10 protein-coding genes are annotated in these 14,448 nt (G+C 62.0%); 6 read left to right on the top strand and 4 right to left on the bottom strand.

Annotated elements, in window-relative coordinates; translation table 11 throughout:
- Window positions 1-116 precede the first annotated feature (116 nt).
- Window positions 117-2,879, bottom strand: coding sequence for a choice-of-anchor I family protein (locus tag I2I01_RS18835; RefSeq protein ID WP_196288050.1), 2,763 nt, complete (start codon window positions 2,877-2,879; stop codon window positions 117-119).
- Between the two features lie 172 nt (window positions 2,880-3,051).
- On the opposite strand from I2I01_RS18835, the gene rpiA reads away from it, so the two are divergent.
- The gene (gene rpiA, locus I2I01_RS18830) at window positions 3,052-3,807 is read left to right on the top strand and encodes a ribose-5-phosphate isomerase RpiA (protein ID WP_196288049.1); all 756 of its coding nucleotides are present in this window, start codon (window positions 3,052-3,054) and stop codon (window positions 3,805-3,807) included.
- 135 nt (window positions 3,808-3,942) lie between these two features.
- Here the strand turns inward: rpiA and pgl are convergent, their stop codons facing one another.
- The 3 genes from pgl to gndA form a co-directional block, all read right to left on the bottom strand.
- Window positions 3,943-4,686 carry a 6-phosphogluconolactonase gene (gene pgl, locus I2I01_RS18825; RefSeq protein WP_196288048.1) on the bottom strand — a complete coding sequence of 248 codons (744 nt, stop codon included), beginning with the start codon at window positions 4,684-4,686 and terminating at the stop codon, window positions 3,943-3,945.
- Window positions 4,673-6,187 (bottom strand): glucose-6-phosphate dehydrogenase, encoded by a 1,515-nt coding sequence (gene zwf / locus I2I01_RS18820; protein ID WP_196288047.1) that lies wholly within the window; start codon window positions 6,185-6,187, stop codon window positions 4,673-4,675. The genes pgl and zwf overlap by 14 nt, the downstream gene beginning before the upstream one ends.
- A 144-nt stretch (window positions 6,188-6,331) precedes the next feature.
- Window positions 6,332-7,831, bottom strand: coding sequence for an NADP-dependent phosphogluconate dehydrogenase (gene gndA, locus I2I01_RS18815; protein ID WP_196288046.1), 1,500 nt, complete (start codon window positions 7,829-7,831; stop codon window positions 6,332-6,334).
- Between the two features lie 376 nt (window positions 7,832-8,207).
- Here gndA and I2I01_RS18810 point away from each other — a divergent pair, with 376 nt between their 5' ends.
- From I2I01_RS18810 to I2I01_RS18790, 5 genes are all read left to right on the top strand, one after another.
- Window positions 8,208-8,762 (top strand): RNA polymerase sigma factor, encoded by a 555-nt coding sequence (locus tag I2I01_RS18810; protein WP_196288045.1) that lies wholly within the window; start codon window positions 8,208-8,210, stop codon window positions 8,760-8,762.
- A 4-nt stretch (window positions 8,763-8,766) separates the two neighbouring features.
- Window positions 8,767-9,630 carry a HEAT repeat domain-containing protein gene (locus I2I01_RS18805; RefSeq protein ID WP_196288044.1) on the top strand — a complete coding sequence of 288 codons (864 nt, stop codon included), beginning with the start codon at window positions 8,767-8,769 and terminating at the stop codon, window positions 9,628-9,630.
- Window positions 9,631-9,879: 249 nt separating this feature from the next.
- Entirely contained in the window at window positions 9,880-10,650 is a 771-nt protein-coding gene (locus tag I2I01_RS18800; protein ID WP_196288043.1) for a DUF4097 family beta strand repeat-containing protein, read from the top strand.
- Between the two features lie 142 nt (window positions 10,651-10,792).
- Entirely contained in the window at window positions 10,793-11,521 is a 729-nt protein-coding gene (locus tag I2I01_RS18795) for a DUF4097 family beta strand repeat-containing protein (RefSeq protein WP_196288042.1), read from the top strand.
- Window positions 11,522-11,792: 271 nt separating this feature from the next.
- The gene (locus I2I01_RS18790) at window positions 11,793-14,363 is read left to right on the top strand and encodes a DUF5916 domain-containing protein (protein WP_196288041.1); all 2,571 of its coding nucleotides are present in this window, start codon (window positions 11,793-11,795) and stop codon (window positions 14,361-14,363) included.
- Window positions 14,364-14,448 lie beyond the last annotated feature (85 nt).

The raw sequence follows: 14,448 nt of genomic DNA, 5'->3' as shown, positions 1-14,448 counted from the left end.
GCAAAGTCGAAGCATCTCGCGTGCAGAGTAAAATAATTACTGCTGCACACGAGATGCTTCGACTTCGCTCAGCATGACGTTCTGGTTTTGGGCTAAAGCCCTACGTCAGGCAGTTTCTACCGCACCAACAGGCGGCTGGTAGCGCCATCCGTGGCACGCAGCAAGTACAAGCCAGCGGGCAGCCCGCGCACATCGAGTTTATCCGTTGCCACGGGCAGCTGACGCACCACGCGGCCCAGCCCATCGAGCAGCGTGCCGGCCACGGGGCGGCTGAAGCGCACCGACGCATCAGCAGCAGCTGGGTTGGGGAAACAGTAGAGGGCTTCGGCGGCAAACTTCCCGTTTTTCAAGGCCGTCACGGTGCCGCGCAGGCCCACTTGATATACCGCCACGGTGCTGCTCACTTCGTTGGCCAGCAGCAGGAGCGGGGTGCCGGTGGGGCTGTTGGCGGCCGAGATGAATACGATGCCCTCAGGGCCCTGGTCGCCGGTGCCGGCGGTGAGGCTGCGGTTGTTGATGTATTGCACCAGACGCGGGTTGGCCGGGTCGTTCACGTTCAGGACCACCACGCCGCCCACGCGCTCCATGCTCACGAAGGCGTAGGTGGTGTCGCGAATCATGCCGATGGTGGTGCCTTCGGGCTCGGGGCCTTTGTCGTCGGAGCGGTTTTTCCGCACGGGGTTGCCGGTGGTGTTGCTGGCGTTGAAGATGCTGCCGAAGGCGGCGTCGGTGCTGGTCACGCGCTCCAGCAGGTCGCCGCTGTCGTGCACCAGCGCGCCGGTATTGGCGTTGAGAATGCTGAAGGAGCGGCCGCCGTAGGCATAAATCTGGTCGAAGTCGCCGTCGCCGTCGGTGTCGCCCAGCTTGTTGGTCACGTTGAGGCGGCCCAGGGCGCTGGTGTTTTTCAGCATGGCCGCCTGCGGGAAAGCGGTGGGGTCGAGCACGTAAGCGGCATCGCCGAGGCGGTTTACCTCGCTCATGCCGGTGTATTCGCGGGCGTCGCCCTCGTTGGCCGTGATGAGGTAGCGGCCGCCGCCCAGGCTGGCTGGCAGCTCAAACGAAGCAATGGCATCGGGCTGGCGCATGCCGCGGATGGGCCAGTTGGCCATCAGCACCTCGCCCGACTGGTCCGACGCATCGAGGCTGAAGCCGGGCTGGCTATGGTCCTGGAAGCCGAGAGGACGCAGGCTGGTGAACTGCAGCGTGGTGAGGTCCAGCGTAGCAATGACGTTGTTTTCCTGCAGGCCGATGTAGGCCGTGCGCGAGTCGGCTGAAACGGTCACATACTCCGGCTCCAAATCCTGGGCTACGCTGCTAGGCGTGCCGGCCGGTCCGCCGTAAATACGGATGCCGGACGTACGCAGCGCGGCCGCCTGCGAGTTGTAGGCGCTGAAATCCAGCGTGGTAACGCGGGCCTGCGTCACGGCCGAGATGCCGCCGGTCATGTCCACCACCGATACCGAGCCGATGGGGTCGTCGGTATAGGCCTGGTTGGGTTCGCCTTCGTTGGCCGTGATGAGGTAATGCCCATCGGGCGAGAAGGTTATCATGTCGGGCATGGCGCCCACCGTCACCTGCTTGATGAAGGTGCCGTTCTGGTCGAAAAACACGATACTGCCGTTCTGTTGCGGGGCCGCGTTTTCAATGGCACAGGCCACTAGCCCGTTGCGCACCGCCACCGAGTTGATGCCGCCGTAAGTGCTGATGTTAACCGAAGCCACCGACGTAAGCGCGCCGGGCGTGCTGAAGTTGAGAATATCCAGCTTGCCGCCCACCGAGTTGGCCACGTACAGGCGCTGGGTGCTGGGGTCGTGGGCCACAATTTCGGCCGAGTTGGTGCCGCTGGTGCCGTTTTGGTAGCTGCCCAGCAGGTTCAGGCGCAAGTTGTTGGTGCGGGCGGGGGCCTGCGTGTCGTTGTCCTTAATGAACACCATAAACTCCGTGGCGCCGGCCGTGAGCGTGGCGTTGCTGGGGTTCTGCAGGCGCACGGTGAAGTATTCGGCCGCCTCGGCGGTAGCGTCATCGAGGATGGGCAGCGTGAGCGTGGCCGTGGTGCTGCCCGGCGCGAAGGTGATGGTCTGGGCGCTGGCAAAGGTGAAATCCGAGCCAGCAGTGGCCGTACCCAGCGGGGCCACCACGGCCTCTACTGTGCTGGCCGTGGTGCCCGCGTTGCGGATGCTGAGCGGAATGGCTACCGTGCCGGCGTTCTCATTCACGATGAGTGGGGTGGTGCTATTCGCGAAGCCCAGGTCGGGCGTGACGGCCGTGGCCACGCGGCTCAGGCTGACTTCGTCGAAGGCCACCCAGTCGTCGTTGCCGTTCTGGCGCACGGCCAGGCGCAGGCGGGCGTGGGTGCTGCCGGCGGGCACCGTGGCCGTCACGGTGGTCCAGGCCTGGGTGTTTTTGTTGAGCTGGGTGTAGGTGCGCGGCAGGGCCCAGGTGGTGCCGTTGTCGAACTGCACTGTATAGGCCAGCGAGTCAGAAGCGTCGAAGGCGTTGCTGAAATACTTGAACGTAACCGTGTTGGCCGCCGTGCTGCCGCTGGCAATGGCTACCGGCGCAAAATCCAGGTAGTGCCAGATGCTCACGTTGTTGGTAAGCGGGCCTTCCAGGTCGCGTCCGCCCCACAGGTTGGCGCCGGCCGAGGGCGTGGCCACCGTGAGGCCGGTGCCGGCCGTGCCAATGGTAGTGAGAATTCCCCACTGGTCGGTAGCGGCGAGGTCGTTGTAGGTGGCCGGAGTGGGCGTGAAGCTCCAGGTGTCGGCCGCACTGTTTTCAAAGCCCTGAGTGACGGTTTGGGCCTGGGCCGAGGTGCCGGCTACGCCAATTGCCAGGAGCAGAGCTGCCGAAAATTGAGAAATGTAAGCGTTTAAGCGCATGAAGATTTGATGAATGGAACAATGAGCCAAAACTATCGGGAGCCTATTAGCTCAACGTGACAGGCAGATTACCGAATTGCGACGCGTCGAAAAGACTCTGCTAAGGCCCTCGAAGCCCCGGCCCACTCAACTGTCCGTTAATTTCGCCGCCGTATCATCACCCATTCCTCTTATGAATCCCACGCCCACTGCCTCAGTCTCCAATCAAGAAGCTCAAAAGCGCCATGCCGCCGCCACGGCCCTGCGCTGGGTGCGCAGCGGCATGGTGCTGGGCCTGGGCAGCGGCAGCACCTCGGCGGCATTCATTACCCTCCTGGGCGAAAAAGTGCAGGCCGGGGAGCTGCAGATTCAAGCCACCGCTACCTCCCGCGCCAGCGAGGCCTTGGCCCGCCAGCTCAACATTCCGCTGCTGGAACCCCGCCGCGGCCTGCGCTTCGACCTCACCGTGGACGGCGCCGACGAGCTCGACGCCCAGCTGCGCCTGATAAAAGGCGGGGGAGGAGCCCTACTGCGCGAAAAGGTGCTGGAAACCGCTTCCGACTACCTGCTCATCATCGCCGATTCCTCGAAGAATGTAGCCCAGCTCGGCCGCTTCCCGCTGCCGCTGGAAGTGGTGCCCTTCGCCCTGCCCTGGGTACTGGATGCAGTGGAGAAGCTAGGCGGCGCCCCCGCCGTGCGCCCCAACGCGCAGCTGCCCGACGGCCTCTACCGCTCCGACCAAGGCAATCTGCTGGTCGACTGCCATTTCAACGTGATTCCGGAGCCCGAGCAGCTGGCTTTGCAGCTGCAGGCTATTCCCGGCATCGTGGAGCACGGCCTGTTCCTGGGCATGGCGCAGGCAGCCATTCTATCGCACGGCGACCGGGCCGAGGTGCTGCGGCCGGGCGTGGCCGCGGTGAATGCAGACAGCTTTGCAGAACTGCCGTAAAATCGTTCAGTGCCTAATAGACGTCATGCCGAGCGCAACCGAGGCATCTCGCGTACAAGAGTAATTGATTTACTGCTGCACGCGAGATGCCTCGGCGGCACTCGGCATGACGTTCTTTAAGTAGCCTGGCCGCCCCTAATTGCTGGCAAGCTCCGCGGCCGCTTCATCCAGAAACCAGTGCAACTCCCCATTGCGAGGTGCGATGAGTTGGGCAGGAAACTGCTCCACATTGCGCGCATCTCGCAGCACATGATGCACTGCGGCGGCCTTGTCGGCCCCGTACACCAGGAAGGCCACGGCATGCGCGAGGTTCAGCAGCGGGGCGGTGAGGGTGATGCGGTGCGCGTCCAATTCGGGTACGAACACCGCGCGGGCGCCTACCGTGGCATCGTGCAGCACAGCGGTATGCGGAAACAGTGAGGCGGTGTGCGAGTTGTCGCCCAGACCCAGCAGCACGAGGTCGAAGCGCGGCTCGGCTTCGCCGAAGAAGTCTTGGATAGTTTGGGTATACTCGGCCGCCGCCTCGTCCGGCGGCAGAGCGGTATTCACCGCGAAAACCTGCGCGGGTGCGATATGCAGCGGCGCCAGCAGCGCCTCGGTAGCCATGCGGAAATTGCTCTGCGAATCAGTAGCCGGCACGTTACGCTCGTCGCCGAAGAAAAAGTACACCTGTTCCCAGCGCACCCGCGCGCGGTAGGCCGGCGAGGCCAGCAGCTCGTACAGCTTCTTGGGCGAGCCGCCGCCCGACAGCGCCACCGAAAACCGGCCCTGCGCCGCCGTGGCGCGCGCGGCCAGTTCTACAAACAAGTCGGCCAGGCCGTGGAGGACTTCCTCCACGGTGGCAAAAACGTGCAGCTCGGGTTGGCTATTTCTTTCCATTGAGCGGGAGGGTGAACCAGTGGAAGCCGTCGCGGGCAATGAGAGCTTCGGCCGATTCCGGGCCCCAGGAGTCGGCCGAGTAGTTGGGGAAGTTCTGGCTGGTGCGGCCCTGCCAGGAGTGCAGAATGGGCATCACCAGGTCCCAGGCGGCTTCCACCTGGTCGCCGCGCATGAAGAGCGTCTGGTCGCCTATCATGGTATCCAGCAGCAGGGTTTCGTAGGCTTCGGGGGCTTCGTTGGTGTAGGTGCCTTTGTAGTCGAACACCATGTCCACGGTGTTCAGCAGCATGTCGAGGCCGGGGCGCTTGGCCTGCACCTGCAGCCGGATGCTCATCTCGGGCTGAATGCTGATGATGAGGCGGTTCTGGCGGTGCGACTCAGCTGCTTCGGCCGGAAAGATGAAATGCGGTACGTCCTTGAACTGGATGGTGATGACCGAGGACGAGCGGTGCAGGCGCTTGCCCGTGCGCAGGTAAAACGGCACGTCCTGCCAGCGCCAGTTGTCCACAAAAAACTTCACCGCCGCGAAGGTTTCGGTGTTCGACGTGGGGTTGGCGTCCTTTTCCTCGCGGTAGCCGGGCACCTTTTTGCCCTCAATCCAGCCGCTGGCGTACTGCCCGCGCACGGTGGCCTCGCGCACCTGCTCGGGCGTGAAGCGGCGCATGGCGCGCAGCACGTCCACCTTGCGGTTACGCACCTCGTCGGCGTTGAAGTTCACGGGCGGCTCCATGGCCACGAGGCACAGCAGCTGCAGCAGGTGGTTCTGAATCATGTCGCGCAGGGCGCCGGCGCCGTCGTAGTAGCCGCTGCGGTCGCCCACGCCCAGCTGCTCGGTCACCGAAATCTGCACGTGCTCGATGTAGTTGCGGTTCCAGAGCGGTTCCATCAGCGCATTGGCGAAGCGGAAGGCCATGATGTTCTGCACCGTTTCCTTGCCCAGGTAATGGTCGATGCGGTAAATCTGCTGCTCCTCAAAGATGCCCGCCAGCAGCTTGTTCAGCGCCCGGGCCGATTCCAGGTCGTGCCCGAACGGCTTCTCAATCACGATGCGCGTGCGGTCGGCATCATCGGTCAGCTTGCTCTTGGCCAGGTTGGTGGCGATGATGGGGAAGAACTCCGGCGCCACCGCCAGGTAGTAAATCACATTGGCTTTGGCGTTCCAGTCCTTTTCCAACTGCGCGATGCGCTGGCCGAAGGCCTTGTAGCTGTCCGCATTTTTCACGTCGGCCAACTGGTAGCCCACGTGCGGGGCGAAGGTGCTCCACACTTCCTTTTTGGCCTTGCCGGTGCGCGAAAACTGGTTGATGTCTTCCAGCAGCTTCTCCTGAAAAGCCTCGTCGGTAAACTGGCTGCGGCCCGTGCCGATGATGGCAAACTGCTCAGGCAGCCAACCGTCGAGAAACAGGTTGTAGAGCGCCGGGGCCAGCTTACGGGCGTTCAAATCGCCGGTGCCGCCAAAGATGACGAAGATGGTGGGGTCGACTTGTTTATTGTTGTTCATGCCTAATTAGGTGCAATTGCAGAATGTTGTAAGCCTGTCATGCTGAGCGCAGCGAAGCATCTCTACCGCAGTAGTAAATAATTGCATTGTGCGGTAGAGATGCTTCGACTGCGCTCAGCATGACGGCCATTTTAATGGAAGCCTCTAGCTGTTCGGCGTCACCGGCTTTTCGGTCTTCACTTCCTGGCCCACTTCCACGTCTTTCTTATTAGCCGCGTCCTCGTGCTCCGGCGTCCATTGGGTGTGGAAAACGCCTTCCTTGCCAATCAGCTCGTAGGTGTGCGCCCCGAAATAGTCGCGCTGCGCCTGAATGAGGTTGGAAGGCATGCGGGCGGTGCGGAAGGTATCGAAGTAGCTCAGCGCCGAGGAGTAGCCCGGCAGCGCCAGGCCAGCCGTCACGGCCGCGGCCACCACGGCGCGGCTGCCGGGCACGGCGGTGCTCACCACATTGCGCACCTGTTCATCCAATAGCAGGTGGGCCAGGTCGGGTGCCTTCTGGTAGGCATTGAAAATCTCGGTGAGGAAGCCGGAGCGGATGATGCAGCCCCCACGCCAGATTTTGGCAATCTCATCCAGCTTCAGGTTGTAGGAAAAGTCTTTCGAGGCTTTGGTTAGCAGCTGCATGCCCTGGGCGTAGGTAATGGCCATGCTGAAGTAGAAAGCCTGCTCCAGCTGCGCCAGGAAAGCGTCCTTATCAACCGAAAGCTGGCCCGCGGCCGGGCCATACATCCCGGCTAGCTGCTCGCGCAGGGCCTTGTATTTCGACAAATCGCGCATAGCCACGGCCGTGTCGATGGTCGGAATCGGCAGCTCCAAATCCATGGCTACCTGGGAGGTCCACTTGCCGGTGCCCTTCGAGCGGGCCTCGTCCTTGATGTCGTCGAGCAGCAGGTGGTCGGTATTGGGAGCGATGAAGCCGAAAATGTCCTTCGTGATGTCTAGCAAAAAGGACTGCAGCCGGCCCGCATTCCATTGCGTGAACACCTGGCCAATGGCGGCGTTGTCCATGCCCAGGCCGGTTTTCAGCACGGCGTAGGTTTCGGCAATGAGCTGCATGAGGCCGTACTCGATGCCGTTGTGCACCATCTTCACGAAGTGGCCGGCCGCGCCGGGGCCGATGTAGGTCACGCAGGGCTCGTCGCCCACACGGGCCGCAATGGCCTCGAACATGGGCTGCACCACGCGGTAGGCCTCTTTGTCGCCACCGGGCATCATGCTGGGGCCGAAGCGGGCGCCTTCCTCGCCGCCGCTCACGCCCATGCCGAAGAAGTGCAGGCCCGCCGCTTCCAGGGCCACGGCCCGCCGCTCGGTATCGGTGAAGTGGGAGTTGCCGCCGTCGATGATGATGTCGCCGGGGGCCAGCAGGGGCTGCAGCTCGGCAATCACGCTGTCCACAATTTTGCCGGCCGGCACCAGCAGCATCACCGAGCGCGGCGTTTGCAGGCTGTTGATGAAAGGTGCCAGCTCTGAAAAGCCCACCACGGGCTTGCCGGCGCCTTCCTTGGCCAGCAGGTCTACTTTGGTGGCGTCTTTGTCGTAGCCAGCCACGCCAAAATTGTGGTCGGCCAGGTTCAGCAGCAGGTTGCGGCCCATGGTGCCGAGGCCAATCATACCGAAAGAATACGCGGGGGGAGGGGTGCTCATGTCAGGTGTTGGGGTGAAAAGAGGGGCTGAGTGAAAGGGGCAATTAGGTCAGAAAAGAAGCGGGGCGCCGCTAAAGTTTTGATGAGGGCGGTGGGAAAAGGCAGCTGTTTTGGGCATTCGCCCCATCCGATACGGGAAATATTATGCTTGGGGCGGGTTTCTGCTTTGTTCTGACGTGGCGCCTCAGCCCCGAAGACTAATGAACTTCGTCCAATTCAGTAAATAGTTTGATTGCTCTGCAAATGGCTTATTAAATGATTGTTACTTGCCATTAAACCGGACTTGCTGCTCGCCCCAATAATTTTTTTACACCCCCGTGTAACGAAAAGCCCAACTCCCGGTACTCCTCCCAACTCACCTCCCAAACCCTTCACCCGTGACCCTCACGAGTACGAGCGACGAAGAACTGATGGCAGCCGTGCGGGCCGATGACCTCGACCAGCTCGTGCCCCTGTTCGAGCGCTACCACGGCCCCTTATTCAACTACCTCACCCGTCTCACCAACGACCGCGACCTCAGCGAAGACCTCACCCAAACCGTGTTCGAGCGCATCCTCAAGTACCGCAGCAGCTACCAGCCCACCCAGCCCTTCAAAGCCTGGGTGTACCAGATGGCCCGCAACGTACACGCCGACCATTGGCAGCGCCAGCAGAAGCTGCGCGTGGCCGACTCCGACGTGGAAGACGTGGAGCGCACCGGGGCCCTGCGCGGCGGTGCCTTCTCCCAAATGCGCATCAGCAACAGCCACGACGACCTGCACGAAGCTCTGAACCTGCTGCCCGTGCCTCAGCGCGAAATCCTGGTGCTGAACCGCTTCCAGGGCTTCGGCTACGAGGAAATCGGGAAGCTGCTGGGCTGCACCGCCGAGGCCGCCCGCGTGAAAGCGCACCGCGCCCTGCAGGCCCTGCGCAAAATCTATTTCGCCAATTAAGTCCATGAAAACGCCCGAACTATCTGCCTGCCACGAACTAGAAGCGCTGCTGCCGGCCTACGTCGAGCGCAGCCTGCCGGCCGCCGAGGCCGAGCGCGTGGCCGCCCACTTGCCCGACTGCCCCGGCTGCCAGCTGCAAGTCAACCAGCTCCGCGCCCTCTCCAACGACTTGGATGCCGCCCTGCCCGAAACGCCCCGCACCGCCCTGCGCGCCAACTTCATGGCCATGCTGGAGGAGCAAAAGCAACTGCTGAAACCCGAAGCTGCGGCCCCTACGCCGGTTCCGACAGAAGCCAAAGAAGCCAAAGTGGTATCGATGTGGCCCACGGCTGGGCTCAACAACTGGCTGCGCGTGGCCGCCAGCGTCGTGCTCATTGCCACGGGCGTGCTGCTGGGCCGCAACCTACACTGGGGTTCGCAGGGCGGCACCGCGGGCTTGGCTTCCAATGCTACTCCCAACCAGGAAGCTCACGCGCAGCTAGCCCGGGCCCTGACGCCCGCCAACGGCCAGGTGGTATCGGCCAGCGACCGGATTCAGCTCGTGACCAATACAACTAAGGAAACCGAGCCCGGCGACGCTACCGTGCAGGTGCTGCTCAACACCCTCAACTTCGACCCCAACCCCAACGTGCGCCTGGCCACCTGCGAGGCCCTCTACCGCCTGCGCGACGACCCGCGGGTGCGCGAAGGCCTGGTGCACGCCCTCAGCGTGCAAACCGACCCCAACGTGCAGATTACGCTGATTGACATGGTGGTTTCGATGCGCGTGCGCCGCGCCGTGCCCCAGCTCGAAAAGCTGTCTAAGCGCCCTGATGCCCTGCCCGTGGTTCGCGCCCAAGCCACGGCCGGCATCGGCAAGCTGATATGATGGCAATACGCGAAGAATATAGAACGTCATGCTGAGCGCAGTCGAAGCATCTCTACTGCATTAGTAATCCAATCGACTGCAACGAAGCAGTAGAGATGCTTCGACTGCGCTCAGCATGACGACCTAAACAATAGGTTCGACCTCCCTTCAGTCTTCAACCACTCCTTTTTTTCTCTCCTTTTTTCTGCACGCGGCGCCGCCCACCCCGGCACCGCGCTAGGACCTCACTTGCTTAATTCTTACAACCATATGAACAAGTTCATCCTCTTAATCGCGACGGCCGCTTTGGCAATTCAAACCGCCAACGCCCAGGAATTCAAGACCAAGCTCGGCGGCAAAGACCGCAAAATCGTGCTCGAAATGCAGGGCAGCGACGTGACCGTGGAAGGCATCGACGGCACCGACCTGGTGATAAAAGGCAACGGCTTCGAGCCAGCCCCCAAGCGCGCCGAGGGCCTGCACCCCATCTACAACACGGCCGTGGATAACACCAACATCGGCCTTTCGGTGACGCAGACCGACAACGTGGTGCGCATCGTGCGGGCTTCGCGCAAGGATGCTAATTACGTGGTGCAGGTACCCAAGGGCTCCAGCGTGCAGTTCAACCAAACGAACTGGAACAACGGCGACCTGGTGGTGCGCGACGTGGCCGGCAACCTGGAAGTGACCATGAAATCGGGCGACATTAAGCTGCTGAACGTGGCCGGGCCCGTGGTGGCCACCACCGTGAGCGGCGACATTCAGGTGAAGTTTACGCCCATGCGCCAGGGCCCCAGCTCCATCACCACCGTGAGCGGCGACGTGGACGTGAGCATGCCTGCCAGCACCAAAGCCACGCTGAAGCTGCGCTCGGTGTCGGGCGAAGTGTACACCGACTTCGACCTGAGCATCCCCAAAAACGGCGACGACAGCATGCGCCACATCGGCGGCCAGGTGGTGGACGGTACCATCAACGGCGGCGGCAATGCCGTGTCGCTCAAGACGGTGAGCGGCGACATCTACGTGCGCAAAGCCAAATAACGGCTGTAGCGTGGACGCTGCGAGTCCGCGCTTGGGCGAACGGCCTGGAGGCGCGCAAACTCGCAGCGTCCACGCTACTGCCGCCCCGCTTGCATGCTGCTACCTACAAATCCAACCTTCCACCTTTCTGCAAAAAACTCCCATGCGCCGCTTCCTATTTTTCCTCCTGCTAGCCCTCGCCACGGCCGCCAGCCTGCCCGCCGCTGCCCAAAAGGTCATCGAAAAGAGCCTGGACCTCGCCAAAGGCCAGCGCCTGTTTCTCAACCTGAAACAAGCCAGCAACATCCGCGTTCGGGCCGGGGCAGGCAACAAAATGACCCTCAAAGCCACCGTCAGCATCAACCAAAACCGGCTGAACGATGCCCTGCTGCTTAATACGGAGCAAAGCGGCGACGAAGTGAAGCTGACCGCCGATTTCGACAAGGCCCTGCTGCACACGGCCCAGCCCGGCGACTGCCCCAGCAGCGGCACGCGCCAGGGCCACGTGTACATCAGCGACGGCCGCAACGACGAGGACGGCAGCTACCGGGTGTGCGCCGAGATTACCTACGAAATCACGGTGCCGGCCGACGCCAACCTGCGCATCTATACTTACAGCGGCGACATCGACGTGGCCGGGCTCACCGGGCCCCTGGAGGCCAAGTCGCTGAGCGGCTTCGTTGACGTGGCCTGGCCCGCCAGCCAGGGCGCCGAGCTGGCCTTGAAAACCATTACGGGCGAGGTGTACACCGACCAGGACATCGCCTTCACCTCGACGCCGAAGAAAAACCCCATCGTGGGCTACCAGCTGCGCGGCACACTCAAAGGCAGCGGCCCGCTCGTCAAGCTCGAGTCCATCAGCAACGACGTGTATTTCCGCAAGCGGAAGTAACCATTCTCAACTCGGGCAGTTTCCGCGCAAAAGGAAGCCGTTTTGGCGCCTTGATGGAATGATGCTGCCTAAAAATCAGGGCAATAAGCTGGTTTTGAGCAAAAGGATAGGGGCGCCGCAGGAGTGGCTGGTCTGCAAGCTGGCCCGCCCGCGGTAGTGGTTTCGAAGTGGTTTTGGTGAGTGAAACAACGCCGAATAGCCCGCCCCATCCTTTTGCTTTTCTGGCTCGGCTTCATCGGTTTTCTGCTGCCTACTCCTAACCCACACTCTTATGCCTCCCACCTTTTCTCTGCGTCTTTTTGGAATACTGTTGCTGCTGATTCTGGGCCACTTAACGGTCCGGGCTCAGACGGATTCCGTAGCTCCCGCCGCTGCTACCGCCGCGCCCAAGCGCCAGCTAGCAGCTCTGCGTATCAGCCAGCCCGTGAAGCTCGACGGCGTGCTCGACGAAGCTATGTGGCGCGAGGCGGCCGTCACGGGCCAGTTCACCCAGCAGCGGCCCAAGCCCGGTGTGCCCGAAAAATTTCCGACCGAAGTGCGCGTGCTCTACGACGACGCGGCCCTGTACGTGGGCGCGGTGATGCACGACGTGGCCACCGATTCCATTCCGCGCGAGCTGACGGCCCGCGACAACACCGGCAACTCCGACTTCTTCGGCATTTTCCTCGATACTTATAACGACCACCTCAACGGCTACGGCTTCATCGTGACCAGCAGCGGCGTGCAGCTCGACTCGCGCTACTCGCCGGCCGGGGGCGAAGACTTCAACTGGAATGCCGTGTGGGAAAGCCGCGCCGCCCTGCAAGGCACCGATTGGGTGGTGGAAATGCGGATTCCGTACTCGGCCATCCGCTTCAGCACGGCCGACGTGCAGCACTGGGGCTTGAACTTCATGCGCCAGCGCAAGCGCGACAACGCCGCTTACTTCTGGAACGAGGTAAAGCCGCAGGTCAATGGTTTTGTGAACCAGTGGGGCGAACTCACCGGCGTGCAGGGCGTGAAACCGCCACTGCGCCTCTCGCTCACGCCCTACGTGAGCGGCTACGTGAACGACAACCCGCTCAGCGCCGCCGGCACCAAGCGCACCACCACTAGCTTCAACGGCGGGGCCGACATCAAGTGGGGTATCAACGAGAGCTTCACGCTGGATGCTACGCTGGTACCAGATTTCGGGCAGGTGCAGAGCGACAACCAGGTGCTCAACCTCTCGCCCTTCGAAGTGCAGTTCAACGAAAACCGCCAGTTTTTCACCGAAGGCACCGAGCTGTTTAACAAGGGCAATTTGTTCTACTCCAGAAGGGTAGGGGCCACGCCCATCGGCTTTTATGGCGTGACGGCCGGCAAGAACGAGCGTATCGTGCGCAACCCCTCCGAAACGCGCCTGCTGAATGCTACCAAGGTATCGGGCCGCACCAAAAGCGGCCTGGGAATCGGCGTGTTCAACGCCCTGAGCAACGACATGTACGCCACCATCCGCAACACCGAAACCGGCCAGGAGCGCGAGGTGCTCACCCAGCCCTTCGCCAATTACAACATCGCCGTGCTCGACCAAAGCCTCAAGCACAACTCCTACGTCTCGCTCATCAACACCAACGTGACGCGCGCCGGCAGCACCTACGATGCTAACGTGACCGGTGGCCTGTTCCGCTTCGCCAACGCCAAGAATTCCTACGCCGTGGACGGCCGTGTGGTGTATTCGCGCCGCCGCGGCACCGAGTTCGGTAGCACCCGGGAAGTGTCGGACCGCGACGGCTACAAGTACCAGGTGGGCCTGAGCAAAATCTCGGGCAATTTCACCTGGAGCTACAACCACGGCATCGAGTCGGACACTTACAACCCCAACGACTTGGGCATCCTGTTCGGCAACAACAACATCAGCAACTCACTGGACCTGGCCTACCGCCGCTACAAGCAGTTCTGGAAGGTGAACAATCTGTACGTGTTTGGCAACGTGAGCCATTCGCTGCTCTACAAGCCCACACTCTACCAGGCGCTCAATTTCTACTTGGGCGCCAACACCACCTTCACCAAGAGCTTCTGGCAGCTGGGCTTCGACCTGAACGTGGACCCCGTGACGCACGACTTCTTCGAGCCGCGCACCGCGCCGCTGGGCGACTACTACGTGCGCGTGCCGGCCAACACCCGCTTCGTGTTCTTCTTCAACTCCGACTCGCGCAAGAAATTCGCCCTGAACTGGAACGCCGGCTTCCAGCGCTACTCCCAGGACGAGCGCCTGGCCTACCGGCCCCGCCGCACCGGCTACAGCCTGGGTTTCTACCCGCGCTACCGCGTGAATGACCACCTCACCTTCCGCTACAGCGTGGACTGGAGCCTGCGCCAAAACCAAATTGGCTATGTGAACGGCGGCCTCTCGGCCAGCGAAATCCTCGACCAGCCTTTCATGGGCCAAACCATGCTGGGCCGGCGCGACGTGGCCACCATCGCCAATGTGGCCTCGGTGGCTTACACTTTCACCAACCGCATGTCGTTCACGCTGCGCCTGCGCCACTACACCAGCAACGTGCGCTATTTCGATTTCGCCACCCTGGGCAAGGACGGTGTCGAAACCCCCGCCGCCTACCAGCGCAACCGCGACAACACCTACAACGCCTTCAATATCGACGCCGTGTACTCCTGGTGGTTCGCGCCAGGCTCGCAGCTGAGCATCGTCTGGAAAAACGCTGGCTCGACCTACCTGCTGGCCGAGGAAGCAACCCCGCAGTTCTTCGACAACTTCAACAACACAATTAACACGCCGCACAATAACTCGGTATCGGTGAAGGTGCTGTACTACCTGGATTATCTGGCTTTGCGCAAGGGGCGGACTGTGCTGCCCAAGTAAGTATCGAAGCGAGTTAGCAAGTCAAAATCTTTGTCATCCTGAGCGCAGCGAAGGACCTTTTTACATCGGCCTTTTCTGACGTGAA

The sequence above is a fragment of the Hymenobacter properus genome (assembly GCF_015694735.1).
In the GTDB taxonomy this organism is placed as follows: domain Bacteria; phylum Bacteroidota; class Bacteroidia; order Cytophagales; family Hymenobacteraceae; genus Hymenobacter; species Hymenobacter properus.
This window is presented reverse-complemented; position numbering and strand designations above follow the sequence as displayed.

Bases quoted from the DNA above. Each gene is read 5' to 3' on its own strand.
- I2I01_RS18805 (WP_196288044.1), top strand. From the start codon at position 8,767: ATGAAAACGCCCGAACTATCTGCCTGCCACGAACTAGAAGCGCTGCTG.
- I2I01_RS18835 (WP_196288050.1), bottom strand. From the start codon at position 2,879: ATGCGCTTAAACGCTTACATTTCTCAATTTTCGGCAGCTCTGCTCCTG.
- I2I01_RS18790 (WP_196288041.1), top strand. From the start codon at position 11,793: ATGCCTCCCACCTTTTCTCTGCGTCTTTTTGGAATACTGTTGCTGCTG.
- I2I01_RS18795 (WP_196288042.1), top strand. From the start codon at position 10,793: ATGCGCCGCTTCCTATTTTTCCTCCTGCTAGCCCTCGCCACGGCCGCC.
- pgl (WP_196288048.1), bottom strand. From the start codon at position 4,686: ATGGAAAGAAATAGCCAACCCGAGCTGCACGTTTTTGCCACCGTGGAG.
- rpiA (WP_196288049.1), top strand. From the start codon at position 3,052: ATGAATCCCACGCCCACTGCCTCAGTCTCCAATCAAGAAGCTCAAAAG.
- zwf (WP_196288047.1), bottom strand. From the start codon at position 6,187: ATGAACAACAATAAACAAGTCGACCCCACCATCTTCGTCATCTTTGGC.
- gndA (WP_196288046.1), bottom strand. From the start codon at position 7,831: ATGAGCACCCCTCCCCCCGCGTATTCTTTCGGTATGATTGGCCTCGGC.
- I2I01_RS18800 (WP_196288043.1), top strand. From the start codon at position 9,880: ATGAACAAGTTCATCCTCTTAATCGCGACGGCCGCTTTGGCAATTCAA.